This is a genomic window from Citrobacter sp. C348, from assembly GCF_047467975.1.
Lineage (GTDB): Bacteria > Pseudomonadota > Gammaproteobacteria > Enterobacterales > Enterobacteriaceae > Citrobacter > Citrobacter gillenii.
In genome coordinates, this window is record NZ_JASJUJ010000004.1 from 107315 (window position 1) to 132366 (window position 25052).

Here is a 25052-nt window from a genome sequence, read left to right on the forward strand (position 1 = left end):
CGCCGGAAGGTGAGTACGGGCTGGACGTTACTGTAGCAGACGATGTGCAATCTGTTCTAACGAGAGTCGTCCCGCTGCGGCTTCAACCGTCATGGCAACAAAATCGGGGTTTGCAGACAGCGCGATCCCATTACGCTTTAAAAACAGCAAAGTAATAAACAACGCGGTCCGTTTGTTACCATCATTAAAAATGTGCCCGCGAGAAATGGTCAGCAAATGCATGGCTGCCGGCAACCACACATCGGTCACACCTTCATATTCAATTTGATTTAATACCCGGTACATCAGCGCTTCCGTACGACCGGGATCAGGCATGCCTGTAACACCAGGCGTCACGCGGAGCAGCCTGTCGTGAAACTGAATTATCTCTTCCGCTGAGATATTTTGTAGTGTCATTTATCCGCCAGCTCCCTGATTTCATTACCATGAATCATCATAATGTCAGCAAATTCATCATCCAGCCTGGCGGCCTGATAACGTTCAAACTCTTCTGCACTAATGATGACCGCAGGTTTATGACCGCGTCGCGTAATGGTGACGGGGACTCCGGTAACCGCACTATCCAGCACTTCAGCCAGATTCTGTCTCGCTTCACTATAGTTAACTGTACGCATGGAAACCTCCTGAACTGTACAGATTAATTGCACAACTAATATGTACAAAAAAGGAGCCATTTCGGCTCCTTTTCTCAGTAGAGAGTATTACCCGCCCAGATAGGCGCTGCGCACCGCTTCGTTGGCCAGCAGCGCATCGCCGGTGTCCTCCAGAACCACATGACCGTTTTCCAGCACGTAGCCGCGATCGGCGAGCTTCAGCGCCTGATTGGCGTTCTGCTCGACGAGGAAGATGGTCATCCCCTGCTCACGCAGCTGTTCGATGGTGTTAAAGATCTGCTGGATGATAATCGGCGCCAGCCCCAGAGATGGTTCATCAAGCAGCAGCAGACGTGGCTGGCTCATCAGCGCGCGGCCAATCGCCAGCATCTGCTGTTCACCGCCGGACATGGTGCCCGCCCGCTGAATACGACGCTCATGCAGGCGTGGGAACAGGTCATACACCCACTTGATACGTTCCTGAAACTGGTTGCGTTCAACAAAGAAGCCACCCATTGCCAGGTTCTCTTCCACCGTCATGCGCGAAAACACGCGACGCCCTTCCGGGACAATCGCCACCGCTTCACGCATGATTTTCGCCGTCTGCCAGTCAGTTATGTCTTTACCATCAAAAACAATGCGCCCGCTGGTCGCACGCGGATCGCCACACAACGTACCGAGCAGCGTGGTTTTCCCCGCGCCGTTGGCACCGATTAGCGTCACGATCTCACCCTGATTGATATACAGGCTGACGTCGTGCAGCGCCTGGATCTTGCCGTAGTGGGCGTTCACCTTGTCAAACGTTAACATCGCTTTTTCCATCTTTTGGCTCGCCCCCATTATGCTTCACCTAAATAGGCGCGGATCACGTCCGGGTTATTTCGAATCTGTTCCGGCGTCCCGTTTGCCAGCGGTGTGCCCTGGTTCACCACATAGATACGGTCTGAAATTCCCATCACCAGCTTCATGTCGTGTTCGATCAACAGGATCGACGTGTTGTGATGATTACGCAGCTCAGCAATCAGCTCATCCAGCTCCTTGGTCTCTTTCGGGTTGAGGCCCGCTGCAGGTTCGTCGAGCATCAGGATTTCCGGCTGGGTCACCATGCAACGAGCAATCTCCAGACGACGCTGGTCGCCATAGGCCAGGTTACTGGCCTGACGGTTGGCATGCTCCAGCAGACCGATACGCTCAAGCCAGGTGGCCGCACGGTCCAGTGCTTCGCTCTGGGCGCGACGGAAAGACGGGGTTTTCAACAGTCCGGAGAAGACGCCGGTCTTCAGCTGTTGGTGTTGCGCCACCAGCAGGTTTTCAATCACCGTCATCTCGCGGAACAGACGCACATGCTGGAAGGTGCGCACCACGCCCATGCGGGCGATTTGCTGGCCCGGCAACCCTTCCAGATGCTGATCACGCAGCTTGATCGTGCCACCCGTCGGCTTATAAAAACCGGTCAGACAGTTGAAGACTGTGGTTTTACCTGCACCGTTTGGCCCGATTAACGAGACAATTTCCTGCGGCCTCAGTTCCAGTTCAACATTGTTGACCGCCAGCAGACCGCCGAAGCGCATCATCAGGCCGTTCACGGATAATAATGGCTGACTCATGCCTGCTCTCCTTCTTTCGCTTGCCCGTTTTTCAGCTTCAACTGTGGACGGGTCATCGGCAGAAGCCCCTGCGGGCGCCAGATCATCATCAGTACCATCAAACCACCGAGCATCAACATGCTGTATTCATTGAAATCACGCATCAGTTCGCGTGACACCACCAGCAGAATGGCCGCGAGGATCACCGCAAACTGCGACCCCATACCGCCGAGGACCACAATCGCCAGTACGAAGGCCGATTCGGCAAAGGTGAAAGATTCCGGACTGACGAAGCCCTGACGCGCGGCGAACAGCGTTCCGGCAAAGCCGGCAAATGCGGCGCTGATGGTAAAAGCGGTCAGCTTGATGCGCGTTGGGTTCAGACCCAGCGAGCGGCAGGCGATTTCATCTTCACGCAACGCTTCCCACGCACGGCCCAGCGGCATACGCAGCAGGCGGTTAATGACGAACAATGAGAAGACCACCAGCAGCAGCGCCACCAGATACAGGAAAATCACGCGGTCAGACGGGTCATACTTCACGCCGAAGAAGTTGCTGAAGGTATCCCAGCCGCCTTCGCGAGCGCTACGACTGAACTCGAGACCGAAGAAGGTCGGTTTCGGGATCTGACTGATGCCATTAGGGCCGCCGGTCACTTCGGTATTGTTGAGCAGCAGAATACGGACGATCTCACCAAAACCTAAGGTCACAATCGCCAGATAGTCACCGCGCAGACGCAGCACCGGGAAACCGAGCAGGAAACCCGCGGCGGCAGAGACCAGCCCTGCCAGCGGCAGGCAGGTCCAGAAACCGAGACCGTAATAGTGATTCAGCAGCGCAAAGGTGTACGCGCCGATGGCATAAAAGCCCCCATAACCCAGCACCAGCAGACCAGAAAGCCCCACCACGACGTTTAAGCCCAGACCGAGGATGATATAGATCATCGTCAGGGTGGCGATATCGACCGTGCCGCGTGAGACCATAAACGGCCACGCTACGGCAATCACCAGCAGCGCCACCAGGAACAGTTTTTGTTTGACGGTGGAGCCGTCAATCGCCGGCAGAATAAACTTCGGGCCGGAAACTCGCTTCATGCTGTGCTGGAAAGCCGGGCGCAGCAGCTGGAACAGAAAAACGACTCCGGTGCCGATAAACACCCACTGCCAGCGAATATCACTGGCGACATCAACCACCAGCTTGGTGCCATCCAGCTCTAACTGAACGCCCATAAAGACGCCCGCGAGGATGAAAAACATGGCGGCAGAGAGCAGCGCCATCGCAACGTGCATTGGTTTCATACTTTCTCTACCTCCGGGCGACCCAGAATACCGGTCGGCATCACCAGCAGCACGATAATCAGCAGTGCGAACGACACCACGTCTTTGTATTCCGTACTCAGATACGCAGAGGAAAGCGCTTCCGCTACACCCAGAATCAGACCGCCAATCATCGCCCCAGGAATGCTGCCGATGCCACCCAGTACGGCGGCGGTAAAGGCTTTCATCCCGGCCATAAAGCCGATGTACGGGTTGATAACGCCGTAGAATTGTCCGAGCAGCACGCCCGCCACTGCCGCCATCGCCGCACCGATCACAAAAGTCAGCGCAATCACGCGGTCGGTGTTAATACCGAGCAGGCTGGCCATTTTCAGATCTTCTGCACAGGCACGGCAGGCACGGCCCATACGCGAGTAGCGGATGAAAATCGTCAGCGCCAGCATGGCTACAAAGGTCACAACCCAGATAACTGCCTGCATGGTCGTAATGGAGGCAGAGAAGTTTTCGCTACTGCCAATGGTCCACTGGCCGTTAAACAGGCTGGGCAGCGCCACGTCGCGCGAGCCTTCGGTCAGGCTGACGTAGTTTTGCAGGAAGATGGACATCCCGATGGCGGAAATCAGCGCAATCAGGCGCTTGGAGCTGCGCACGGGCCGGTATGCCACGCGTTCAATACTCCAGCCGTAGGCGCTGGCAATCACAATCGCGCCGACGAATCCGGCCGCTACCAGCAGCCAGCTGGTATCAATACCCATCATCATTAGCGCAGCGATGATCATAAAGGAGACATAGCTGCCGATCATATACACCTCGCCGTGGGCGAAGTTGATCATGCCGATAATGCCGTACACCATCGTGTAACCGATAGCGATCAGCGCGTAGGTGCTTCCCAGCGTGACGCCGTTAAACATCTGCTGTAAGAAATAGAGGAACTGCTCGGACATATGCAAACCTTTTCATACCCGCCCGGCATCACGGGCGGTGGGATAATTATTTGGCTACCGAGGACGACCCGTCGGCGTGCCACTGGAAGACACCAAACTCAAATCCCTTTAGATCGCCTTTTTCATCCCAATTCAGCGGCCCAATCACGGTATCAGCCCCGTGTGCTTTTAAATCTTTCACCAGATCCAGCGGTTCTTTGCTGCCGCTGCGATCCAAAGCGGTTGCCAGCGACTGCACAGCGGCGTAGGTGATCCACACATATGGTCCGGTCGGATCTTTCTTGTCCGCTTTGAGCGCATCGACGATAGCCTTATTCGCCGGATCCTGGTCATAGCGTTTTGGCATGGTCACCAGCATGCCTTCGCCTGCCTCGCCCGCGATGTTGGACAGTGACGCATTACCCACGCCTTCTGGTCCCATAAACTGCGTTTTCAGGCCCACAGAGCGCGCCTGACGCAGCATTTGTCCCATTTCCGGGTAGTAGCCACCGTAATAAACGAAGTCGATGTTTTCTTTCTTCAGACGGGCAATCAGCGCAGAAAAATCTTTTTCTCCGGCAGTGATCCCATCAAAGAAGACGATATTGGCTTTGCCCGCTTTCAGGCTGTCTTGTACCGAGCGCGCCAGTCCTTCACCGTACTGCTGCTTATCATGGAGGATGGCAATACGCTGAGGCTTAACCGTCTCAAGAATATATTTCGCCGCGGTGGGTCCCTGAGAGGAGTCCAGGCCGGCCGTACGCATGATGTGCGCATAGCCGCGCTGCGTCAGCTCCGGGTTGGTGGCACCCGGGGAAATCATCAGGATACCTTCGTCTTCGTAGATGTCGGATGCAGGTTGAGTCGACGATGAGCACAGGTGACCAATCACATACTGAATGCCGTCGTTAACGATTTTGTTCGCCACGGCCACCGCCTGTTTTGGATCGCAGGCGTCGTCATATTCCACGCCCACCAGCTTGTCGCCTTTGATGCCACCTTTGGCATTGATATCTTTAATTGCCTGACGCGCACCATTAAATTCCATATCGCCCCACTGCGCGACCGGACCTGACATTGCCCCGACCACAGCGACTTTAATATCTTCTGCCATAACCGTGTGCGAGATGGCCAGTGCTACTACCCCTGCGATGATTGTCTTCGCATTCCTTTTCATTCCTGAATCCCCATTCGTGATGTTGTGTATTTATTTTGTATTTATATGGTTAAAAAGCAGACTGTGCTTTTTTTGAACTGTACTATTTTTACCAGTCTGATTAATGGTTTAGCACAGTTTTTTAAGCAAATTATCGCTAAAATCTCTATTTTTCAGTCGATTAAGAAAAGATAATATTCTGCTTTTCACTATAGATAAACAAAAAAAAGCACGTTTGTCAGCATAAAATAATGGCACAAAGAGCGGAATAAAATGCTGCATCCCAGGGTAATATCCTGCCTGTTTTTCAATGCCTAATGTTTCAAACTGTAATTATCGTTGTTATAAAATTAATCACCTGGTTATTCACATAAAAAAGAGAAAGCGTCCGGGGGAATTATTTCGGTACACTGATTTCATCTTTTGTGATTTGGACACGCTGTCAATGAAGCTGACCATCATTCGTTTAGAAAACTTTAGTGCTCAGGACAACATTGATCTGGGCAAAATCTGGCCGGAATATTCCGCCTCATCTCTACGCGTCGATGACGCTCACCGGATCTATGCCGCGCGGTTTAATGAGCGCCTGTTAGGCGCAGTACGCGTCACCCTGAGCGGTACGCAAGGCGCGCTGGATTCCTTACGCATACGCGAAATCACCCGCCGTCGCGGCGTCGGGCAGTATTTGATCGAAGAAGTGATCCGCGAAAACCCTGACGTGAGTTCATGGTGGATGGCAGATGTAGGCGTGGAAGACCGCGGCGTGATGGCCGCATTTATGCAGGCATTGGGGTTTAGCGCACAGGCGGATGGCTGGGAGAAGCGGTAATAAAAAAGCCGGATGGCGCTGACGCTTATCCGGCCTACGAAGTGCTCGCTGTAGGCCCGGTAAGCAAAGCGCTACCGGGCAGTTACTCACTTAGCGTCTGTAGCCGTACCGTTAGCATGCCAATCAAACACGCCGAACTCGAAGCCTTTCAGGTCACCCTTCGCATCCCATGACAGCGGCCCCATCACGGTTTCAACAGAGTTTGCTTTCAGGTATTTAGCAATTTCAGCCGGATCGTCGGAATGGTTCAGACCAGCCTGCAATGATTGCAGCGCAGCGTAGGTGGTCCACACAAACGCGCCGCTTGGATCCTGTTTCTTGGCCTTGATGGCATCCACGATCGGTTTGTTCGCCGGAACCTGATCATAGTTCTTCGGCTTGGTCACCAGTAAGCCTTCCGCAGATTCACCGGCGATGTTAGACAGCGACACGTTCGCCACCCCTTCTGGTCCCATAAACTGGGTTTTCAGGCCAGCGGCACGCGCCTGACGCAGGATCTGCCCCATTTCCGGGTGGTAGCCACCGTAGTAAACAAAGTCGATGTTATCTTTCTTCAGACGCGCCACCAGGGTGGAGAAGTCTTTCTCACCGGCGGTGATACCGTCAAAGAACACCACATCAGCATTCGCTTTCTTCAGGTTGTCTTGCACAGAGCGCGCCAAACCTTCACCGTACTGCTGCTTGTCGTGAACGATGGCAATGCGTTTCGGCTTCACTTTTTCAACAATATATTTCGCGGCAGTTGGCCCCTGATCTGAGTCCAGGCCAGTGGTACGCATCACCAGGTTATAGCCACGCGCGGTCAGTTCCGGCGCGGTTGCCGCCGGGGTGATCATCAGAATGCCTTCATCTTCATAGATATCTGACGCGGGCTGAGTAGAAGACGAGCACAGGTGACCGATAACGTATTTAATCCCGTCGTTAACCACTTTGTTGGCAACCGCTACCGCCTGTTTCGGGTCACAGGCATCGTCGTATTTCACCACGACCAGCTTGTCACCCTTCACGCCGCCTTTGGCGTTAATGTCTGCAATCGCCTGTTCTGCACCGGTAAACTCCTGGTCGCCATACTGCGCCACCGGACCCGACATCGCGCCGACGACGGCAACTTTAATATCCTTAGCAAAGGCCATATTGCTCAAAGACAGGGCGATACATCCTGCCAATAACGCTTTACCCTTCATATTCATCCTGACAATCCCCATTATTGTGGTTATTACGTGTGTTGTGATGTTGTTGTTCAGCACTTTATTTCGATTATTGGATAGCTACCCGTGCTTTAGCAGCATACTCTGCTAAAACATACCCGATTTTTATTATTTTGGAATAGCTAATTTTACATCCAGATAACAGATTCGTGTCGGTGGGAGGGGAGGAAAGGCCCGCTTGCCCGATAAGCGAAGCGCCATCAGGCAAACGTGTTGCCGGATGGCAGCGTAAACGCCTTATCCGGCCTACAAAAAAAAAAACCCCCGAATTCACATTCGAGGGTTCATTGGCAATTCGCGAAAATTACGCTTCGATTGCCGCGCGGAGTTTTTTCATGGCGTTCTTTTCAAGCTGACGCACACGTTCAGCGGAAACACCGTAGCGATCGGCCAGCTCCTGCAACGTCGACTTGTTGTCTTCGTCGAGCCAACGAGCACGGATGATGTCCTGGCTACGTTCGTCCAGACCTTCCATCGCGTAAGTCAATTTGTTCGCCGCCTGCTCTTCCCAGTTATCGTCTTCAATGCCGTCAGCAAAGTTAGACGATTTGTCCTGCAGATAAAGCACCGGAGCCATCGGCTGGCTGTCGGACTCGTCGTCCGAAGACATGTCAAACGTCATGTCCTGCGCCGCCATACGGGATTCCATTTCGCGGACGTCTTTGCTGGAAACCCCCAGCTCGCGAGCGACCATTTCAACTTCATCCTGGTTAAACCAGCCCAGACGCTGCTTGGTTTTACGCAGATTAAAGAACAGCTTACGCTGTGCTTTGGTGGTCGCGACTTTAACGATACGCCAGTTACGCAGAACGTATTCGTGGATCTCTGCTTTGATCCAGTGCACGGCGAAAGACACCAGGCGCACACCCACTTCCGGGTTGAAACGGCGCACGGCTTTCATCAGGCCGATATTACCTTCCTGAATCAGATCCGCCTGCGGCAGGCCATAGCCCGCATAGTTACGAGCAACATGAACAACAAAGCGCAGGTGAGACAGGATCAGCGTTTTAGCTGCTTCCAGATCGCCCTGGTAATGCAGCTTTTCAGCCAGTGCCCGCTCCTCGTCAGCCGACAACATCGGCCACGCGTTTGCAGCCCGGATGTAAGATTCCAGGTTACCAACAGGGGCTAAAGCTAAATTTTGCATTTCTTTGGTCATTCAAATCCTCTCAATCTATATCATCTGGCGCGTTGAAAAATCGACAGCAACAACCATGCCAGAGCTTATGAGCAACGAGAATATCATTCAATCTTTTATCAGACAGTGATTTTATCCACAAGTTCCATGTCGTACTGTGTATACATTACGCACAAAATGTGACATCACAATGACTATGTCGGGAAGAGACAACAGGGACTCTTTCCCTGCAGAGCGAACTTCTCAGTGCAGGGAAAGATTATACCAGAGATTTTTTAATCAGGGGTAAAGTGGCGTAAATGTTGGACCGTGGCAAGCCAGGCTGCCACCCAGCCAATCATTGAGCACACCAGCAGCAGCAGCAGGCACTCGTCGAATGATAAGCCGTTGATATCAAACTTAGTTCCAAAAACCTGCGCCACTTCAGTGACCGCTGAAGACAGACGCATCACCAAAATTTCTGACAAAATCAGTGAAAGAAAAGCGCCCGAAAAGCCAAGCAGTGCTCCGCCGTAGAGGAACGGTCGCAGGATAAACCCATCCGTTGCGCCAATCAGTTTCTGTACGTTGATGGTATCGCGACGGGCAAAAATGCTCAGTCGTACGCTGTTGCCGATAACCAGGAACACCGCGGCCACCATCAGCACGCCAATCATTGCCGATACGCGCCCCACCAGACTCGTCAACGCCGCCAGCCGCGCAAACCAGCTGTCATCCATGCGCACTTCATCAATACCATTGATTTGTGCCACCCGGTCACGCAGCGTGTTCAGCGACTCTGTACCCTGGAAATCCAGTTTTGGGATAACCACCGCCACGGCTGGCAGCGGGTTCTCTTCCAGCATATCCAGCGCACCGCCAAAACCAGACCAGTTACGGAATTCACCCAGCGCATCGTCGCGGGAAAGATAATTCACTTTCTCGACGCCCTGCTCGGCCTGCAATTGGCCAACCACCCGCGCCGCCGCGTCATCATCCAGCGTTTTCTGCAAATACACGGTGATCTGCGGGGACGGATAATACTGGCTTGCCGCCTGGTTTACGTTCTTATAGACCATGTAACACACGCTCGGCAGCGTCAGGGAGATGGCGATCACCATCACCGTCAGGAACGTCGCCAGCGGCTTGCTTTTCAGGTCCTGTAACGCGCCCTGGAACGCGTAGCGCACCTGCTCGTTAAAGACATTGGTTTTACGTGAGTTCGGCTTGGGTGAGGATTTTGCCCGCTTCGGCGCGTTGCGTCCCCCGTCACCTGGCGCTCCGCCCGATTTACGAAAACGGTCCAGTCGCCCACCAAACTGTTTGATTTGATTGATAGCGTCACGTCTATTCATGCGCCAGGCCTCCATGCAGGTGTCCGTCGCTCAGGACCATCTGGCGATAGGAACGACGGGAGATCAGCCCAATGTCGTGCGTCGCCATTAATACCGTAACCCCGACGCGGTTGAACTCTTCGAACAGGCGTAAGATCCCCTCTGACAACGCGTCATCGAGGTTCCCGGTCGGTTCATCCGCCAGCAGTACCGCAGGCTTATTCACCACCGCACGGGCAATCCCCACGCGCTGTTGTTCACCGCCGGAGAGTTGAATCGGGAAGTTCTTCGCTTTGTCCAGCAGCCCGACCTTGTCCAGTGCCGCTGACACGCGGCGACGAATATCGTCCCCGCTGGCACCCGCGATAATCAGCGGAATCGCCACGTTGTCAAAAACGGTCCTGTCCATCAGCAGATGGTGATCCTGAAAAATCATGCCGATCTGGCGACGCAGAAACGGCACTTCACGGTTTTTCAACCGGCTGATGTCATGCCCGCTGAAGGAAATTTTTCCGGCACTGGGCCGTTCAATCCCACAGATCAGCTTCAGCAGGGTACTTTTCCCCGCACCGGAGTGGCCGGTCAGAAACGCCATCTCGCCAGGCTGCATATGGAATGTGACTCCCTGCAGCGCTTGTCTCCCACCGAGATAGGCCTTGCTGACATGTTCAAAGCGAATCATTGTTAATCCTCTCGGGCAAAAAGTGCCTCTATAAAATCGCCCGCTTTAAACGGACGTAAATCCTCGATACGTTCGCCCACACCGATATAGCGGATAGGGATGCCAAACTGGTCGGCAACCGAGAAAATTACCCCACCTTTCGCCGTACCGTCCAGCTTGGTCAGGGTAATACCGGTCAAACCCACCGCTTCATGGAACAGTTTGGCCTGGCTTATGGCATTCTGCCCGGTACTGGCGTCAAGGGTCAGCATAATTTCATGCGGCGCATCTTCGTCGAGCTTTTTCATCACGCGAACGATTTTTTTCAATTCTTCCATCAGGTGCGATTTATTCTGCAAGCGACCTGCGGTATCGGCAATTAACACGTCAACGTTACGCGCCTTCGCCGCCTGGATGGCATCAAAGATAACGGACGCGGAATCCGCGCCGGTATGCTGTGCAATCACCGGAATATTGTTACGCTGGCCCCAGACCTGCAGCTGCTCGACCGCCGCCGCACGGAAAGTGTCTCCCGCTGCCAGCATCACCGATTTGCCCTGCTGCTCGAACTGACGCGCCAGCTTGCCGATGGTGGTGGTTTTACCCACGCCGTTCACGCCAACCATTAAGATAACAAACGGCGTTTTACCATCCACATTCAGCGGTTCGTCAACCTTCGCCAGAATCTCGCCCATTTCATCTTTCAGCAGACCGTACAGCGCTTCTGCATCTTTGAGCTGCTTACGGCTGGCCCCTTCCGTCAGGTTGGCGATGATCTTCCGGGTGGTTTCTACCCCCACATCAGCGATCAACAACTGCTCTTCCAGCTCTTCAAACAGATCATCGTCGATCTTTTTACCACGGAACAGACTGATAAATCCGGAACCGAGGTTTTCTTTGGTTTTTAGCAGGCTGCGTTTCAGACGCGCAAAGAAGCCTTCTTTCGTCGGTTTCTCCTGCTCCTGTACCGCCCCTTCTTCTGCAGACTCTTCTACAGCAGGTTCTTCTACAGGCACAACCATGACGGCTTCTTCTGCCGCTTCAGCAGCCAGCGCCTGTGCTTCCAGTTCTTCGTCGGTCAGTTGCGGTTCGTTTTCCGCTTCTTCTTCAACCGCTTCAACGATTTCAACGGTTTCCGCTTCGGCCTGCCATTCTTCTGGCAAAATTTCTTCGGCTTTCACCTCTTCCGGCAGCGGTAATTCTTCGTGTTCGATAACCGCCGTTGGCGCAGGAGCTTCAACAACTGGTTCAACCTCCGGCTGCAGTTGCTCAACCACAGGTTCTGCCTCAGGCTGCAGTTTTTCAATTTCAGCAACCTGTTCAGTGACTTCCACGACTTCGGCCGCAAAGGCCTCCGTTTCGGCTTCGCTATGGGTTTCCTGCGCGCGCGGCTGTTCTTCAACAACGGCAGATTCTTCTACAACCTGTTGTTGTTCTTCGTTTTTTAATTCTGTCTCGTTTTCCGGTGCCTGCTCTTTTTGACCAAAGCCCAGCCAGGAAAAAAAGCCACGTTTTTTCTCTTTCGCCATTTGCGACTACACTCCCCGCTGTTGCTTCATGGCACAGCGTCAACGCTATGTACATAGCAGCTAAAAAAATGATGAAATAGTCTATCACTTATACCCAATGAATTTCGAGTTACGTCAAGGCGGCAAGCGCACGAATCCCGATGAGCTTACTTTAGTAAGTGATTCGGGTGAGTAAGTGCAGCCAACGAAGAGGTCACTTGAAAGGCGACGGGTTAACTTAACTCACATCACCGCCTGGAATGACATGCTATAGGCGGATTGAGCAATAATAGAAATGAAAAAACCGAATCACTCAGGCAGCGGCCAGATCCGCATTATTGGCGGGCAATGGCGCGGCCGTAAACTCCCGGTTCCGGACAGCCCGGGTCTGCGACCTACTACTGACCGTGTCCGCGAAACGTTGTTTAACTGGCTGGCACCAATGATGGTCGATGCCCAGTGTCTGGACTGCTTTGCTGGCAGCGGTGCGCTGGGGCTGGAAGCCCTCTCCCGTTATGCCGCAGGCGCAACGCTTCTGGAAATGGATCGGGCGGTGTCTCAGCAGCTACAAAAAAATCTCGTCACGCTGAAGGCCAATCACGCCCGCGTCGTTAATACCAATACGCTGGCGTTTCTGGCGCAGGCGGGATCGCCGCATAATGTAGTGTTTGTTGATCCACCGTTTCGTAAAGGGTTACTGGAAGAAACATTAACGCTTCTGGAAACGAATGGCTGGCTGGCAAACGAGGCGTATATTTACGTTGAGAGCGAAGTCGAAAACGGCCTGCCGCCGGTTCCGGTCAACTGGTCGTTGTATCGTGAAAAAGTCGCCGGCCAGGTTGCCTATCGCCTGTATCAACGTGAAGCACGAGGAGAACACCATGCTGATTAACCTGGGACGCCTGCTGATGCTGGGCGTCTGGGCATTCTTGCTGCTCAACCTTTTTCAGCCCTTCCCTCGCCCGCTCAATATCTTCGTTAACGTGGCGCTGGTGTTTATGGTGCTGATGCACGGCATGCAGCTGGCGCTGCTAAAAAGCACCCTGCCGAAAGACGGCCCGCAGATGACCACCGGCGAGAAAGTGCGTATTTTCCTGTTCGGCGTGTTTGAGTTGCTGGTCTGGCAGAAGAAGATTAAAGATCAGTTGAAGAAGTAGCCGTGATCTTTTCGCCCGGCGGCGCGTTGCGAGTCGGGCCCACAGACTTGTAGGCCGGATAAGGCATCAGCCGCCATCCGGCAGTCGTTGGGTAAAATCAACAAAGCGCGACCCTTTGTAACTCAGCGTGCCTTTATCGCCGACCGTTAACGCATGATACTGCTGTGCATCCAGGCGAAACGTCTGCTCCATTCCCCCGCTAAGTGGCTTAAAGCTCGCTTCATAACGCATGCTGGTACCCGCTGGAGTCACTTCCTGCTGGCGCGAACGTCGGTCATTCAGCGGTTTTTCCCGCTTATTGCTCACCACAACCTGCTTTTGCACCAGCGGCGCGGCATCATTATCCGCTTTTTCCCGGCGCTGTTGGACAAAGCGAAACGACGCGGCGACAACGATTAATACAATGATAACAATGAAAAAAAGTGGTGGCTTACTCATTTTATTAACCCATCAGAAAATGCGGAAATAAGCATACCCTGCCTGTTATGGTGTTGTCATCTGGCGGTATCGACCTCTACACTGGACAGAAGAGCCGTAAGCACCCCGCTTACGAAAAAATAACGAATTCAAGGAACTAAGATGCTTTGGTCGTTTATCGCTGTTTGTCTTTCCGCATGGCTGTTCGTGGATGCGTCCTATCGTGGTCCCACCTGGCAACGCTGGGTCTTTAAACCCCTGACATTATTGCTGCTGTTGCTGCTGGCCTGGCAGGCGCCAATGTTTAATGCCATCAGCTATCTGGTGCTGGCCGGCCTGTTGGCCTCGCTGCTCGGCGATGCGCTGACGCTGTTGCCACGTCAACGCCTGCTGTACGCCGTGGGGGCGTTTTTCCTGTCGCATTTGCTCTATACCATCTATTTCGCCAGCCAAATGACGATGTCATTCTTCTGGCCTCTGCCGCTGGTGCTGCTGGTGTTGGGTGCCCTGCTGATCGCCGTGATCTGGACGCGGCTGGAAGAACTGCGCGTCGCCATCTGCACCTTTATCGGCATCACTCTGATGATGGTCTGGATGGCTGGCGAGCTGTGGTTCTTCCGCCCAACCGCCCCGGCGCTATCGGCATTTATGGGTGCCTCATTGCTGTTCATCGGCAATATTGTCTGGCTGGGTAGTCATTATCGCCGCCGCTTCCGCGCCGATAACGCCATTGCCGCCGCCTGCTACTTCGCCGGACATTTCCTGATTGTACGTTCACTGTACCTTTAAAAACGCTTGACTCTGGAGTCGACTCCAGAGTGTATCCTCCGGTTAATACGAAATGATTATCAACCGGAGGATGCCATGTCGACGCCCGATACCAATGGCAAAAAGGCCCCACAATTTTCTTCATTCAAGCTCGCGCCTGCACCGCAGAAGGTTGATGACTGCTGCAGTGAAGGCCGTTGCTCGACAGCCGCACCCTCACCCACACCCGTATCCAATACGGTGGACGGCACGCGCTATACCTGGAAAGTCTCAGGCATGGATTGCGCCGCCTGCGCGCGTAAAGTTGAAAATGCGGTCCGCCAGGTCAGCGGCGTCAACCAGGTTCAGGTGCTGTTCGCTACCGAAAAACTGGTGGTCGATGCCGGGGCCGATATTCGCCAGAACATAGAAAACGCGGTGCAAAAAGCGGGCTATACCCTGCGCGATGAGCAAGCACCGGAAGCCGCACCCGAGTCGCGGTTTAAAGAAAATCTGCCGCTGATCACCCTCATCGTCATGATGGCGATTAGCTGGGGGCTGGAGCAGTTCAATCATCCCTTTGGTCAGATGGCGTTTATCGCCACGACGCTGGTCGGGCTGTATCCCATTGCCCGTCAGGCGCTGCGCCTGATGAAAACCGGCAGCTACTTTGCCATTGAAACGTTAATGAGCGTCGCCGCCATTGGTGCGCTGTTTATTGGTGCCACGGCGGAAGCCGCGATGGTACTGCTGCTGTTTTTAATTGGCGAACGCCTGGAAGGATGGGCTGCCAGCCGCGCCCGCAAAGGGGTCAGCGCGCTGATGGCGCTAAAACCCGAAACCGCAGTCCGACTGCGCAATGGCGAGCGCGAAGAGGTGGCCATTAACAGCCTCCAGCCCGGCGACGTGATTGAAGTGGCTGCAGGTGGGCGCTTACCCGCCGACGGCAAACTGGTCTCCGGCTTTGCCAGCTTTGATGAAAGCGCCCTGACCGGCGAATCTATTCCTGTCGAACGCGCCACGGGCGATAAAGTCCCGGCGGGCGCCACCAGCGTTGACCGCCTTGTCACGCTGGAAGTCCTGTCTGAACCGGGCGCCAGCGCCATTGACCGCATCCTGAAGCTGATAGAAGAAGCCGAAGAGCGTCGGGCCCCGATTGAGCGGTTTATTGATCGCTTCAGCCGCATTTACACTCCGGCCATCATGGCGATCGCCCTGCTGGTCACTCTTGTTCCCCCACTGCTGTTTGCCGCTTCCTGGCAGGAGTGGATTTATAAAGGGCTGACGCTGCTGTTGATTGGCTGCCCGTGTGCGCTGGTGATTTCAACGCCTGCCGCAATCACCTCCGGGCTGGCGGCCGCCGCACGTCGTGGGGCGCTGATTAAAGGCGGAGCCGCGCTGGAGCAATTAGGCAGAGTCACTCATGTGGCATTCGATAAAACCGGTACCCTGACCGTGGGTAAACCGCGGGTGACGGCGATTCATCCGGCGAGCGGCATCAGCGAGTCCGAACTGCTGGCGCTGGCGGCAGCGGTTGAGCAAGGTGCCACGCACCCGCTGGCTCAGGCGATTGTCCGTGAAGCGCAGACCCGCGAATTGACCATCCCGGCAGCACAAGCGCAGCGGGCGCTGGTGGGTTCTGGTATTGAAGCGCAGGTCAACGGTGAGCGGATACTGATTTGTGCCGCGGGCAAACAGCCAGCCGAAGCCTTTGCCGGACAGATTAGTGAACTGGAAAGCGCCGGGCAAACGGTGGTACTGGTGCTGCGCAACGATGCGGTGCTCGGCGTGCTGGCCTTACAGGATACACTGCGTGACGACGCCCTGACCGCCATCAACGAGCTTCATCAGTTGGGCGTAAAAGGCGTGATCCTGACCGGGGATAACCCACGTGCGGCGGCAGCAATTGCCGGTGAGTTGGGGCTGGAATTCAAAGCAGGCCTGCTACCGGAGGATAAAGTTCGGGTAGTGACCAGCCTGAACCAGCAGTCCCCGCTAGCGATGGTTGGGGACGGGATTAACGACGCGCCGGCAATGAAAGCAGCCACCATCGGCATTGCGATGGGAAGCGGCACCGACGTCGCGCTGGAAACGGCGGATGCCGCCCTGACCCATAACCGCCTGCGCGGCCTGGTGCAAATGATCCAGCTGGCGCGCGCCACTCACGCCAATATTCGCCAGAACATTGCCATTGCGCTGGGTCTGAAGGGAATTTTCCTGATAACCACACTGCTGGGGATAACCGGATTGTGGCTGGCGGTGCTGGCAGATACAGGGGCAACGGTGCTGGTGACCGCCAACGCGCTGCGGCTGTTACGAAAAGGGTAGTGTGTTTGTGCCGGATGCGGCGTTGCCTTATCCGGCCTACAGGTTACTCAGTCTTTGTAGGCTGGATAAGCGTTAGCGCCATCCGGCATGACAAGCTTACTGGCCTTTGCGCACTAAATAGCGGTACGGCAGAGAGTCGGTCTCTTTGGCCACCAGCTCATGTTCCATAAACGTACAAAAGCCTGGAATGTCGCGGGTTGTCGCCGGATCGTCCGCGACAATCAGCAGCGTTTCACCGGCCTGCATGCCGCGCACAGTTTTACGCACCATCATCACTGGTTCCGGGCAGCGCAGCCCTTGGGCATCAAGGGTATGGTCGGGAGAGGTAAACAAATCGCTCATCGTTGTCTCGTTCAATAAAAAACGGCGTTATTTTACGCTCTGTTGGTCAGTAAGCCAATCAGGTTAACGATTGCGTGAAAAACAACCATTGCAAAGCCCTGTTAAAGCAGTATCATGCGACCGTTTTATTGGGTTCCCTCACCCCAATTCTTGACTAAAAAGGTACAATATGACTCCGTTTACACAAACTCAGCGCGTAAAAGCGTTGTTCTGGCTATCGCTATTCCATCTGCTGGTGATCACATCCAGCAACTATCTGGTACAACTGCCGATCACCATCTTCGGTTTCCATACCACATGGGGCGCCTTTAGCTTTCCGTTTATTTTCCTCGCCACCGACCTGACCGTTCGCATTTTTGGCGCACCGCTGGCGCGACGCATCATTTTTGCGGTCATGATCCCCGCGCTGTTGATTTCATACGTGGTTTCCGCGCTGTTTTATATGGGGTCCTGGCAAGGATTTGACGCGCTGCTGCACTTTAATCTGTTTGTCGCCCGTATCGCCGCCGCCAGCTTTATGGCCTACGCACTGGGTCAAATTCTGGATGTGCACGTCTTTAACCGCCTGCGTCAAAACCGCCGCTGGTGGCTCGCACCTACCGCCTCCACGCTGTTTGGCAACATCAGCGATACGCTGGCCTTCTTCTTTATCGCCTTCTGGCGCAGCCCGGATGCCTTTATGGCCGAGCACTGGATGGAAATCGCGCTGGTCGATTACTGTTTCAAGGTGCTGATCAGTATTATTTTCTTCCTGCCGATGTACGGTGTATTGCTGAATATGTTACTGAAAAGGCTGGCAGATAAATCCGAAATCGCGGCATTACAGACGAGTTAAAGGTTCATTTTCCGAGTTGTGATAAGATGGACGAATGAGCCGTTATGGCCGTTTATCGAAAGGAAGAAGTCAATGCGCAATCTGGTTAAATATGTCGGTATTGGCCTGCTGGTTATGGGGCTTGCGGCCTGTGATAATAGCGATACCAAAGCGCCAGCCGAGGGTGCTGCCGCACAAAGTAACGCCGCCGGACAACCGGTCAGCCTGCTGGACGGCAAGCTCAGTTTTTCCCTGCCAGCAGATATGACCGATCAGAGCGGCAAGCTGGGTACTCAGGCCAACAATATGCACGTGTATTCTGACGCAACCGGCCAGAAAGCAGTGATTGTGATTGTCGGTGATGACACCAGTGAAGGCCTGACCGTGCTGGCCAAACGCCTGGAAGATCAGCAGCGTAGCCGTGACCCGCAGCTGCAGGTCGTCACCAACAAGTCGATTGAGCTGAAGGGCCATACCCTGCAGCAGTTAGACAGCATCATCTCCGCCAAAGGCCAGACCGCTTACTCTTCTGTGGTGCTGGGCAAAGTGGACAACCAGTTGCTGACCCTGCAGATCACGCTGCCTGCTGACGATCAGCAGAAAGCACAGACCACCGCTGAAAACATCATTAACACGCTGGTTATCCAGTAACGGTTAAGACGATGACACGGCCTCCGCAGAGTCCTCCGGGGGCCGTTTTTTTAACCGCCAGGTCAGCAATAACGCCACCGCCACCAGCCCGGCTGCCGCCAGATAAATAACCGGCACGCCCGCCCACGTCATCACCAGCCCCGCCAGCGGCCCGGTTATCCCCAGCGAGAGATCCATAAATACCGTGTAGGTCGCCAGCGCAGCGCCCTGATTCTGCTGCGGCACCGCTTTTACCGCCACCACGCCCAGCGCCGGGAACACCAGCGAGAACCCCGCACCTGCCAACAGAACGCCTACTTTCGCCATCCACGGCAGATCCGCCATCCCTACCAGCAGCAGCCCAACTATTTCCACGCTAAAACAGATCATCGCCACATTTAACCCGCCTAAGCGGTTAATGCCGTTTGGGAATAACAGGCGGGTCCCGACAAACGTACAGCTAAACAGCGTCAACGCGAATGCCGCGCCGTCCCAGCCTTTGGCGTCATAAAACAGCGTGATAAAGGTGGCGATCACCCCAAAACCAGCGGAAGCCAACGCCAGCGCCATACCGTACAACCAGACGCGCCCGAGCACCGCGCGAAACGGCATCGGCTTGCCCTTGCTGGCCTTCACCGCCGGACGTGGCAGCGCCAACAGTATTGCTAACAGAGCCACCGCCATGATGGTCAGCGCCAGTCCCTGCAAACCACCCCAGGCGTAACACAGCACGCCCAGCGGCGCGCCTATCGCCATCGCTCCGTAGGTGACGATACCGTTCCATGAAATCACCCGCCCAATGTGTATTGAGCCCACCACACCCACGCCCCACAGCGTTGAACCGGTACCGGCAAAACTTTGCCCAATCCCCAGAATCACGCGCCCGAGGCACAGCAACAGTAAGCTCACCATCGGCCAGCCGCTGGTTGTTCCCGCCAGCAAATAGCCCAGGCCACTTAAAAAACAGCCGCACAGCCCGAACACGACAATCTTTTTCGGCCCCAGCAGATCGGCGTATCGCCCCGCATGCGGGCGGCTCAACAAGGTGGCGAAATATTGCAGGCTGATCACAAGCCCAGCCCAGAAGGCGCTAAACCCCATAACATCATGAACATAGCCGGGTAGCACCGCGAGCGGCAAGCCAATAGTCAGGTAGCTGGCGAAGTTAAACATCACCACCGAGACAATGCGCAGATTAAGACGAAATCCGTTAAGCGCCGGTTCAGCGACGGGTTCGGGCATGAAGGGTCACCACATTTTTACAACAGTGTTTCATTTCTACCATGTTGCCGGGCAGAAATCAGCAGACAGTTTAGGAATATAGGTCGTAAGCCAGCCGCTACACTTAGAGCAAAACGTAAAAAGGAAGAACACATGACAAGCGCTCAGCCTGATAAAACAGGTTTGCATATTTTGCTCAAACTGGCCGCCCTGGTGGTGATCCTCGCAGGTATTCATGCGGCTGCCGACATTATTGTGCAGCTGCTGCTGGCCCTCTTTTTTGCCATTGTACTCAACCCGCTGGTGACCTGGTTTATTCGCCGGGGGCTGCGTCGCCCGATTGCCATTACGCTGGTGGTGGTAGTGATGCTGTTCGTGCTCACCGCGCTGGTCGGCGTTCTCGCATCTTCAATCACGGAATTCATGGACATGCTGCCAAAGTACAACAAAGAGCTGACGCGCAAGGTCCTCTATGTGCAGGAGATGGTGCCTTTTCTTAATCTGCACATGTCACCAGAACGTCTACTGCAACGTATTGATTCCGACAAGCTAATGACCTTCACGACCACGCTGATGACCGGGCTTTCAGGCGCAATGGCCAGCGTCTTCCTGCTGGTAATGACGGTGGTGTTTATGCTGTTTGAGGTGCGCCATGTTCCTTACAAGCTGCGCTTTGCGCTGAATAATCCGCAGATCCATATTGCGGGTCTGCACCGTGCATTGAAGGGCGTTTCTCACTATCTGGCGCTAAAAACATTGCTCAGCTTATGGACAGGGGCTATCGTCTGGCTGGGATTGGCGCTGATGGGGATTCAGTTTGCGCTGATGTGGGGCGTGCTGGCATTCCTGCTTAACTATGTACCCAATATTGGCTCGGTGATTTCCGCCGTCCCTCCCATGCTGCAGGCGCTGCTGTTCAACGGGATTTACGAATGCGTGCTGGTCGGTGCCCTGTTTCTGGTCGTGCATATGGTGATTGGCAATATCCTCGAGCCGCGTATGATGGGCCATCGTTTAGGCCTGTCGACGCTTGTTGTCTTCCTGTCCTTACTGGTATGGGGATGGCTGCTCGGCCCGGTCGGCATGTTACTTTCCGTGCCGCTTACCAGCGTGTGTAAAATCTGGATGGAAACTACCAGGGGTGGCAGCAAGCTGGCAATTTTGCTTGGCCCCGGTAGACCGAAAAGTCGATTACCGGGATAAACTACCAGACAAGGTAGTTTATCTATTAAGAATAAGATGGTAATAACGCAGATATTACCATCTTAACTTAAATAAAAAACCAATATACAAAGTAAAACCATAATAACTAAAATAAAAAATCTTCCAAAAACACATCTTCGGCACTAACCCCTATATTTAAAAACCATTTAAATTGATGCGTTTAGCTTGATAACGTATACTTCGCGCCAATCATGTTGCTGCAAAATTTTCTACTGAAGAAAATCATAAAATATTAAGACATCATGCCGCCAGCACCGGGTTATCTGTCATGTGGAATACAACTCTAATTTAGCTTAAATAAAGATACAGATGATGAAAGGCGAAAATAATTTCATCACTTATTATTTCAATCGTATAAAAATACCGTGATAGGGAGTTTTAATGAAACAGTATATTAAGTGGTTTGCCGCTATTGCGGTTGTCGGCGCGCTGGCAGGCTGCGCGCGTACTGCGCCGATCGATCAAGTTCACTCAAGCGTTAGCGCGGGGCACACTCAGGACCAGGTTAAAAATGCCATTCTGAAAGCCGGCATTCAACGCCAGTGGATCATGACGGAAGTTAACCCTGGGGTGATCAAAGCTCGTCAACAGACACGCGATCACGTGGCCGAAGTCCGTATCACCTACACCGCGACCAGCTACGACATCAAATATGACAGCAGTCTTAACCTGCAGGCTTCAGGCGGAAAAATTCATAAAAACTATAACCGTTGGGTGCGCAATCTGGACAAAGACATTCAGGTCAACCTGGCAGCCGGTGCCAATCTGTAATTATGCCTAAAGTCGGGCCGATAAGGCCCGATAACCTCACTATCTGCCACTCAACAGGTTGTTCCCACATGTACGAACAGGACTCGCTCAGCGCACTGGATGCTATTACTGAAGCACAACGTATCGCATTTGCCCCTATGCTTTTTCAAACCGCGTTGTGCCTGCGAAATGCGGGAGTACTGACCTGGCTGGATAAGCAAGGTAAACGCGGCGCTACGCTCGACGAAATTACCGAAAACAGCACCATTAACGAATATGCCGCCAGCATATTACTGGATATGGGATTAAGTGGGCGCATTATTACCCACAAAGAGGGATATTATTACCTCGCCAAAATCGGTCATTTTCTTTTACATGACACGATGACCAGAGTGAACATGGATTTCACTCAGGATGTTTGCTATCAGGGCCTGTTCTATCTGGAAAATGCGCTGAAAGAAGGTAAACCCGCCGGATTAAAAATATTTGGCGACTGGCCAACCATTTATCCCGCCCTGTCGCAATTACCGCTGGCGGCGCGTGAAAGTTGGTTTGCTTTTGATCATTACTATTCAGATGGGGCATTTGACGCGGCATTACCGTATGTATTCGCCAATGCCCCTGCAACCCTGTACGATGTCGGCGGAAATACCGGAAAATGGGCATTACGTTGTTGTCAGCATGATGACAATATCGCCGTCACGTTATTAGATTTACCACAACAAATTGCGCTGGCCCGTGAAAATATCGAAAATGCAGGATTATCTCATCGCATAAAGTTCCATGCTGTGGATATGCTTAGTGACTCGCCTTTACCCACAGAGGCTGATATCTGGTGGATGAGTCAATTCCTGGACTGTTTTTCCCCGGAGCAAATTATCGCCATGCTGAGCAAGATTGCCGGCGTAATGAAACCCGGAGCCAAACTCTGCATTATGGAACTGTTCTGGGATGCGCAGAAATTTGAAGCGGCCTCATTTAGCCTGAATGCGTCTTCGCTTTATTTTACCTGTATGGCGAACGGCAACAGTCGTTTCTACAGCGTAGAGAAGTTTTATCACTATCTGAACCAGGCAGGTTTTCAGGTAGATGAACGCCACGATAACCTGGGCATTGGGCATACTTTACTGATATGCCAGAAGAAAAAATAACAAACAACTGGAATAACCGATTTATCGCGGACGCGCGTTGATGAAATTTGCATTAAACATTACCGACTGGCAGGCAAAAGCCCCAGGATTAAGCGAAGCGGCACAGTGGCGTGAATGGTCACGGCTTTCGCACACCATCGATCCAGCCGCGCCACAGGGAAAACTCAGTGAATTACCGATGATGACCGCCCGCCGCCTCAGTTCGGGTAGCAAGCTGGCCGTCGAGTGCGGGCTGGCAATGCTCCGTCGTCATGCGATCGATGCCGTCCTCTATACCAGTCGTCACGGTGAACTGGAACGTAACTACCGCATCCTGCACGCATTGGCGACAGAGCAGCCGATCTCTCCGACCGATTTCGCCCTGTCCGTGCATAACTCCGCCGTCGGTAACCTGACCATCGCCGCGAAAAAACCGATCGTCTCCTCCTCGCTCTCAGCAGGCAAAGACACGTTCCAGCAAGGGTTATGCGAAGTGATGGGCCTGCTACAGGCCGGATATCAGCGGGTGTTAATGGTCGATTTCGATGGTTTCCTGCCTGAGTTTTATCACCCGCAGCTGCCTGCTGACATGCCGACCTGGCCATTTGCCGTCGCGTTGGTTATTGAACCAGGTAGTCAGTGGCGGTGTGAAACCCGCCCATACCGCGACCACGGCGAGTCCACGTTGCCGCAAAGCCTGCTGTTTTTACAACATTATCTGCGAGATACCCCGGCGTTTACGCTGACGGGTGAACGCGTACAGTGGCAATGGAGTCAGGGGTGAGCGCGGTGTTCCAGACCCTTAACCGGGCATGGCGACTGGTGATGACCGGTTTATGCTTCGCCCTGTTTGGCATCGGCGGACTGCTTCTTTCCACTATCTGGTTTAACGTATTGTTAATCACAGTATGGAATAATTCCAGACGTCGGCGCATTGCCAGACGCAGCATAGCCGCCAGTTTTCGTCTCTTTTTAACGGTGACGAAGGGGCTTGGCGTGCTGGATTACCACATTGAAGGGCGTGACGTTTTACTCAAGGAACGAGGATGTCTGGTCGTCGCCAACCATCCGACGCTCATCGACTATGTGCTACTGGCTTCGGTCATGGCAGAAACAGACTGTCTGGTGAAAAGCGCGCTCCTGAAGAATCCGTTCCTCGGCGGCGTAGTCCGGGCGGCGGATTATCTGATTAACAGCCAGGCGGATGCACTGTTGCCCGCCTGCCAGCAGCGGCTGGAACAAGGCAACACAATATTGATTTTCCCCGAGGGGACACGCACGCGTCCCGGTGAGGAAATGACGCTCCAGCGTGGTGCGGCAAATATCGCCGTGCGCTGCCACAGCGACTTACGCATAGTCACGATTAGCTGCAGCGAGCAAATGCTTGATAAGCAAAGCAAATGGTATGACATTCCACCGGCTAAACCCGTGTTTACCATTTCCGTCCGCGCACGGGTAAAAATCGACCAATTTTACGATGCAAATTCACAAGAACCGGCGCTGGCCGCAAGGCAGTTGAACCGGCATCTTTTGCTTCAATTACAACCAGGTACGTTACCTCTTTCAGGAATTAATGATGCAAGCGCTTTATCTTGAAATCAAAAATCTCATTATAACGACATTGAATCTCGACGAACTTACTGCTGACGATATTGAAACCGACGCAGCACTGTTTGGCGATGGCTTAGGGCTGGACTCCATCGACGCCCTGGAGTTAGGTCTGGCGGTGAAAAATGAGTATGGCGTGGTTCTCTCGGCTGAGAGCGAAGAGATGCGCCAGCACTTCTTCTCCGTCGCCACGCTGGCATCTTTCATTCACGCGCAACGTGCCTGAGGAAAGTCCGTTATGACTGAACAAAAAGCCATTTACGAAGAAGTCTCCGCGCTGCTGGTTAAGCTGTTTGAAGTCGACCCACAGGACATTAAGCCCGAGGCGCGCCTGTACGACGATCTGGAACTGGACAGCATTGACGCTGTTGACATGATCGTGCATCTGCAAAAGAAAACCGGCAAGAAAATCAAGCCGGAGGAATTTAAAGCGGTGCGGACTGTGCAGGATGTCGTCGATGCGGTAGAACGCCTGCTCAAAGAAGCATAACG

At 53.7% G+C, this 25052-nt stretch carries 29 protein-coding genes; 14 read left to right on the plus strand and 15 right to left on the minus strand.

Features of this window, described 5'->3' with window-relative positions:
- Positions 1-27: 27 nt before the first annotated feature.
- The 7 genes from QNN86_RS09515 to livK all read right to left on the minus strand — a co-directional run bounded on the left by QNN86_RS09515 (position 28) and on the right by livK (position 5556).
- A complete protein-coding gene (locus tag QNN86_RS09515; protein ID WP_414211000.1) occupies positions 28-396 on the minus strand; it encodes a type II toxin-antitoxin system death-on-curing family toxin in 369 nt (122 codons plus the stop codon).
- On the minus strand, positions 393-614 hold the full coding sequence (locus tag QNN86_RS09520; protein WP_096759232.1) for a type II toxin-antitoxin system Phd/YefM family antitoxin: 222 nt from the start codon (positions 612-614) through the stop codon (positions 393-395). Before QNN86_RS09520 ends, QNN86_RS09515 begins: the two co-directional genes overlap by 4 nt.
- An 87-nt stretch (positions 615-701) precedes the next feature.
- Positions 702-1415 carry a high-affinity branched-chain amino acid ABC transporter ATP-binding protein LivF gene (gene livF / locus QNN86_RS09525; RefSeq protein ID WP_096759502.1) on the minus strand — a complete coding sequence of 238 codons (714 nt, stop codon included), beginning with the start codon at positions 1413-1415 and terminating at the stop codon, positions 702-704.
- A gap of 17 nt (positions 1416-1432) precedes the next feature.
- The gene (gene livG / locus QNN86_RS09530) at positions 1433-2200 is read right to left on the minus strand and encodes a high-affinity branched-chain amino acid ABC transporter ATP-binding protein LivG (RefSeq protein ID WP_096759231.1); all 768 of its coding nucleotides are present in this window, start codon (positions 2198-2200) and stop codon (positions 1433-1435) included.
- Positions 2197-3477 carry a branched chain amino acid ABC transporter permease LivM gene (livM, locus tag QNN86_RS09535; protein WP_181618385.1) on the minus strand — a complete coding sequence of 427 codons (1281 nt, stop codon included), beginning with the start codon at positions 3475-3477 and terminating at the stop codon, positions 2197-2199. Before livM ends, livG begins: the two co-directional genes overlap by 4 nt.
- Complete coding sequence (gene livH, locus QNN86_RS09540) at positions 3474-4400, minus strand: high-affinity branched-chain amino acid ABC transporter permease LivH (RefSeq protein ID WP_096759229.1); 927 nt, start codon at positions 4398-4400, stop codon at positions 3474-3476. Before livH ends, livM begins: the two co-directional genes overlap by 4 nt.
- Before the next feature lie 46 nt (positions 4401-4446).
- Positions 4447-5556, minus strand: a complete 1110-nt coding sequence (gene livK, locus QNN86_RS09545) for a high-affinity branched-chain amino acid ABC transporter substrate-binding protein LivK (RefSeq protein ID WP_279277560.1) — start codon at positions 5554-5556, stop codon at positions 4447-4449.
- Positions 5557-5980: 424 nt separating this feature from the next.
- Here livK and panM point away from each other — a divergent pair, with 424 nt between their 5' ends.
- Positions 5981-6364, plus strand: a complete 384-nt coding sequence (gene panM, locus QNN86_RS09550; protein ID WP_174361258.1) for an aspartate 1-decarboxylase autocleavage activator PanM — start codon at positions 5981-5983, stop codon at positions 6362-6364.
- Between the two features lie 86 nt (positions 6365-6450).
- Here panM and QNN86_RS09555 read toward each other — a convergent pair whose 3' ends face one another.
- The 5 genes from QNN86_RS09555 to ftsY all read right to left on the minus strand — a co-directional run bounded on the left by QNN86_RS09555 (position 6451) and on the right by ftsY (position 12213).
- Positions 6451-7554 (minus strand): branched-chain amino acid ABC transporter substrate-binding protein, encoded by a 1104-nt coding sequence (locus QNN86_RS09555; protein ID WP_138140553.1) that lies wholly within the window; start codon positions 7552-7554, stop codon positions 6451-6453.
- Between the two features lie 322 nt (positions 7555-7876).
- Positions 7877-8731: an RNA polymerase sigma factor RpoH gene (gene rpoH / locus QNN86_RS09560; protein WP_096759226.1), complete on the minus strand. Its 855-nt coding sequence runs from the start codon at positions 8729-8731 to the stop codon at positions 7877-7879.
- 254 nt (positions 8732-8985) lie between these two features.
- A complete protein-coding gene (ftsX, locus tag QNN86_RS09565; protein ID WP_096759225.1) occupies positions 8986-10044 on the minus strand; it encodes a permease-like cell division protein FtsX in 1059 nt (352 codons plus the stop codon).
- Positions 10037-10705: a cell division ATP-binding protein FtsE gene (gene ftsE, locus QNN86_RS09570; RefSeq protein ID WP_096759224.1), complete on the minus strand. Its 669-nt coding sequence runs from the start codon at positions 10703-10705 to the stop codon at positions 10037-10039. Before ftsE ends, ftsX begins: the two co-directional genes overlap by 8 nt.
- Positions 10706-10707: 2 nt before the next feature.
- The gene (gene ftsY / locus QNN86_RS09575) at positions 10708-12213 is read right to left on the minus strand and encodes a signal recognition particle-docking protein FtsY (RefSeq protein WP_182270788.1); all 1506 of its coding nucleotides are present in this window, start codon (positions 12211-12213) and stop codon (positions 10708-10710) included.
- 274 nt (positions 12214-12487) lie between these two features.
- Here ftsY and rsmD point away from each other — a divergent pair, with 274 nt between their 5' ends.
- Together rsmD and QNN86_RS09585 are read left to right on the plus strand one after the other, a co-directional pair.
- Entirely contained in the window at positions 12488-13084 is a 597-nt protein-coding gene (gene rsmD / locus QNN86_RS09580; RefSeq protein WP_096759222.1) for a 16S rRNA (guanine(966)-N(2))-methyltransferase, read from the plus strand.
- On the plus strand, positions 13074-13349 hold the full coding sequence (locus QNN86_RS09585; RefSeq protein ID WP_096759221.1) for a DUF1145 family protein: 276 nt from the start codon (positions 13074-13076) through the stop codon (positions 13347-13349). The genes rsmD and QNN86_RS09585 overlap by 11 nt, the downstream gene beginning before the upstream one ends.
- Positions 13350-13415: 66 nt before the next feature.
- Here QNN86_RS09585 and QNN86_RS09590 read toward each other — a convergent pair whose 3' ends face one another.
- Positions 13416-13787 (minus strand): DUF2500 domain-containing protein, encoded by a 372-nt coding sequence (locus QNN86_RS09590; RefSeq protein WP_137362568.1) that lies wholly within the window; start codon positions 13785-13787, stop codon positions 13416-13418.
- A gap of 141 nt (positions 13788-13928) precedes the next feature.
- Here QNN86_RS09590 and QNN86_RS09595 point away from each other — a divergent pair, with 141 nt between their 5' ends.
- Both QNN86_RS09595 and zntA read left to right on the plus strand, forming a co-directional pair.
- Entirely contained in the window at positions 13929-14555 is a 627-nt protein-coding gene (locus QNN86_RS09595) for a lysoplasmalogenase (protein ID WP_096759219.1), read from the plus strand.
- A gap of 75 nt (positions 14556-14630) precedes the next feature.
- The gene (zntA, locus tag QNN86_RS09600; RefSeq protein WP_117342483.1) at positions 14631-16841 is read left to right on the plus strand and encodes a Zn(II)/Cd(II)/Pb(II) translocating P-type ATPase ZntA; all 2211 of its coding nucleotides are present in this window, start codon (positions 14631-14633) and stop codon (positions 16839-16841) included.
- A gap of 96 nt (positions 16842-16937) precedes the next feature.
- On the opposite strand, the gene tusA is transcribed toward zntA, so the two are convergent.
- The gene (gene tusA, locus QNN86_RS09605) at positions 16938-17183 is read right to left on the minus strand and encodes a sulfurtransferase TusA (RefSeq protein WP_003827551.1); all 246 of its coding nucleotides are present in this window, start codon (positions 17181-17183) and stop codon (positions 16938-16940) included.
- Positions 17184-17352: 169 nt separating this feature from the next.
- Here tusA and QNN86_RS09610 point away from each other — a divergent pair, with 169 nt between their 5' ends.
- Together QNN86_RS09610 and QNN86_RS09615 are read left to right on the plus strand one after the other, a co-directional pair.
- Complete coding sequence (locus tag QNN86_RS09610) at positions 17353-18018, plus strand: 7-cyano-7-deazaguanine/7-aminomethyl-7-deazaguanine transporter (RefSeq protein ID WP_135323993.1); 666 nt, start codon at positions 17353-17355, stop codon at positions 18016-18018.
- A gap of 72 nt (positions 18019-18090) precedes the next feature.
- Positions 18091-18648: a DcrB family lipoprotein gene (locus tag QNN86_RS09615; protein ID WP_414211001.1), complete on the plus strand. Its 558-nt coding sequence runs from the start codon at positions 18091-18093 to the stop codon at positions 18646-18648.
- A 3-nt stretch (positions 18649-18651) separates the two neighbouring features.
- On the opposite strand, the gene QNN86_RS09620 is transcribed toward QNN86_RS09615, so the two are convergent.
- Positions 18652-19869: an MFS transporter gene (locus QNN86_RS09620; RefSeq protein ID WP_096759215.1), complete on the minus strand. Its 1218-nt coding sequence runs from the start codon at positions 19867-19869 to the stop codon at positions 18652-18654.
- 132 nt (positions 19870-20001) lie between these two features.
- Between QNN86_RS09620 and QNN86_RS09625 the strand changes: the two genes are divergently transcribed.
- From QNN86_RS09625 to QNN86_RS09655, 7 genes are all read left to right on the plus strand, one after another.
- Positions 20002-21051, plus strand: a complete 1050-nt coding sequence (locus QNN86_RS09625) for an AI-2E family transporter (protein ID WP_115257262.1) — start codon at positions 20002-20004, stop codon at positions 21049-21051.
- Between the two features lie 414 nt (positions 21052-21465).
- A complete protein-coding gene (locus QNN86_RS09630) occupies positions 21466-21843 on the plus strand; it encodes a hypothetical protein (RefSeq protein WP_137398837.1) in 378 nt (125 codons plus the stop codon).
- A gap of 68 nt (positions 21844-21911) precedes the next feature.
- Positions 21912-22973, plus strand: coding sequence for a class I SAM-dependent methyltransferase (locus QNN86_RS09635; RefSeq protein ID WP_181618378.1), 1062 nt, complete (start codon positions 21912-21914; stop codon positions 22971-22973).
- 40 nt (positions 22974-23013) lie between these two features.
- Positions 23014-23736 (plus strand): beta-ketoacyl synthase chain length factor, encoded by a 723-nt coding sequence (locus QNN86_RS09640; RefSeq protein WP_414211002.1) that lies wholly within the window; start codon positions 23014-23016, stop codon positions 23734-23736.
- Positions 23737-23777: 41 nt separating this feature from the next.
- A complete protein-coding gene (locus QNN86_RS09645) occupies positions 23778-24548 on the plus strand; it encodes a lysophospholipid acyltransferase family protein (RefSeq protein WP_414211089.1) in 771 nt (256 codons plus the stop codon).
- A complete protein-coding gene (locus QNN86_RS09650; RefSeq protein ID WP_096759209.1) occupies positions 24529-24786 on the plus strand; it encodes a phosphopantetheine-binding protein in 258 nt (85 codons plus the stop codon). Before QNN86_RS09645 ends, QNN86_RS09650 begins: the two co-directional genes overlap by 20 nt.
- Positions 24787-24798: 12 nt before the next feature.
- Positions 24799-25050: an acyl carrier protein gene (locus QNN86_RS09655; RefSeq protein ID WP_096759208.1), complete on the plus strand. Its 252-nt coding sequence runs from the start codon at positions 24799-24801 to the stop codon at positions 25048-25050.
- Positions 25051-25052: the final 2 nt, after the last annotated feature.

Excerpts from the sequence above, each read along its gene's own strand:
- livG (WP_096759231.1), bottom strand. The coding sequence starts at position 2,200 with ATGAGTCAGCCATTATTATCCGTGAACGGCCTGATGATGCGCTTCGGC.
- QNN86_RS09555 (WP_138140553.1), bottom strand. The coding sequence starts at position 7,554 with ATGAATATGAAGGGTAAAGCGTTATTGGCAGGATGTATCGCCCTGTCT.
- QNN86_RS09520 (WP_096759232.1), bottom strand. The coding sequence starts at position 614 with ATGCGTACAGTTAACTATAGTGAAGCGAGACAGAATCTGGCTGAAGTG.
- rsmD (WP_096759222.1), top strand. The coding sequence starts at position 12,488 with ATGAAAAAACCGAATCACTCAGGCAGCGGCCAGATCCGCATTATTGGC.
- livH (WP_096759229.1), bottom strand. The coding sequence starts at position 4,400 with ATGTCCGAGCAGTTCCTCTATTTCTTACAGCAGATGTTTAACGGCGTC.
- zntA (WP_117342483.1), top strand. The coding sequence starts at position 14,631 with ATGTCGACGCCCGATACCAATGGCAAAAAGGCCCCACAATTTTCTTCA.
- QNN86_RS09635 (WP_181618378.1), top strand. The coding sequence starts at position 21,912 with ATGTACGAACAGGACTCGCTCAGCGCACTGGATGCTATTACTGAAGCA.
- rpoH (WP_096759226.1), bottom strand. The coding sequence starts at position 8,731 with ATGACCAAAGAAATGCAAAATTTAGCTTTAGCCCCTGTTGGTAACCTG.
- QNN86_RS09650 (WP_096759209.1), top strand. The coding sequence starts at position 24,529 with ATGCAAGCGCTTTATCTTGAAATCAAAAATCTCATTATAACGACATTG.
- QNN86_RS09655 (WP_096759208.1), top strand. The coding sequence starts at position 24,799 with ATGACTGAACAAAAAGCCATTTACGAAGAAGTCTCCGCGCTGCTGGTT.
- ftsY (WP_182270788.1), bottom strand. The coding sequence starts at position 12,213 with ATGGCGAAAGAGAAAAAACGTGGCTTTTTTTCCTGGCTGGGCTTTGGT.
- QNN86_RS09620 (WP_096759215.1), bottom strand. The coding sequence starts at position 19,869 with ATGCCCGAACCCGTCGCTGAACCGGCGCTTAACGGATTTCGTCTTAAT.
- QNN86_RS09590 (WP_137362568.1), bottom strand. The coding sequence starts at position 13,787 with ATGAGTAAGCCACCACTTTTTTTCATTGTTATCATTGTATTAATCGTT.
- QNN86_RS09595 (WP_096759219.1), top strand. The coding sequence starts at position 13,929 with ATGCTTTGGTCGTTTATCGCTGTTTGTCTTTCCGCATGGCTGTTCGTG.
- QNN86_RS09640 (WP_414211002.1), top strand. The coding sequence starts at position 23,014 with ATGAAATTTGCATTAAACATTACCGACTGGCAGGCAAAAGCCCCAGGA.
- tusA (WP_003827551.1), bottom strand. The coding sequence starts at position 17,183 with ATGAGCGATTTGTTTACCTCTCCCGACCATACCCTTGATGCCCAAGGG.
- QNN86_RS09625 (WP_115257262.1), top strand. The coding sequence starts at position 20,002 with ATGACAAGCGCTCAGCCTGATAAAACAGGTTTGCATATTTTGCTCAAA.
- QNN86_RS09615 (WP_414211001.1), top strand. The coding sequence starts at position 18,091 with ATGCGCAATCTGGTTAAATATGTCGGTATTGGCCTGCTGGTTATGGGG.
- QNN86_RS09515 (WP_414211000.1), bottom strand. The coding sequence starts at position 396 with ATGACACTACAAAATATCTCAGCGGAAGAGATAATTCAGTTTCACGAC.
- livK (WP_279277560.1), bottom strand. The coding sequence starts at position 5,556 with ATGAAAAGGAATGCGAAGACAATCATCGCAGGGGTAGTAGCACTGGCC.
- livM (WP_181618385.1), bottom strand. The coding sequence starts at position 3,477 with ATGAAACCAATGCACGTTGCGATGGCGCTGCTCTCTGCCGCCATGTTT.
- ftsE (WP_096759224.1), bottom strand. The coding sequence starts at position 10,705 with ATGATTCGCTTTGAACATGTCAGCAAGGCCTATCTCGGTGGGAGACAA.
- QNN86_RS09610 (WP_135323993.1), top strand. The coding sequence starts at position 17,353 with ATGACTCCGTTTACACAAACTCAGCGCGTAAAAGCGTTGTTCTGGCTA.
- ftsX (WP_096759225.1), bottom strand. The coding sequence starts at position 10,044 with ATGAATAGACGTGACGCTATCAATCAAATCAAACAGTTTGGTGGGCGA.
- livF (WP_096759502.1), bottom strand. The coding sequence starts at position 1,415 with ATGGAAAAAGCGATGTTAACGTTTGACAAGGTGAACGCCCACTACGGC.
- QNN86_RS09645 (WP_414211089.1), top strand. The coding sequence starts at position 23,778 with ATGACCGGTTTATGCTTCGCCCTGTTTGGCATCGGCGGACTGCTTCTT.
- QNN86_RS09585 (WP_096759221.1), top strand. The coding sequence starts at position 13,074 with ATGCTGATTAACCTGGGACGCCTGCTGATGCTGGGCGTCTGGGCATTC.
- panM (WP_174361258.1), top strand. The coding sequence starts at position 5,981 with ATGAAGCTGACCATCATTCGTTTAGAAAACTTTAGTGCTCAGGACAAC.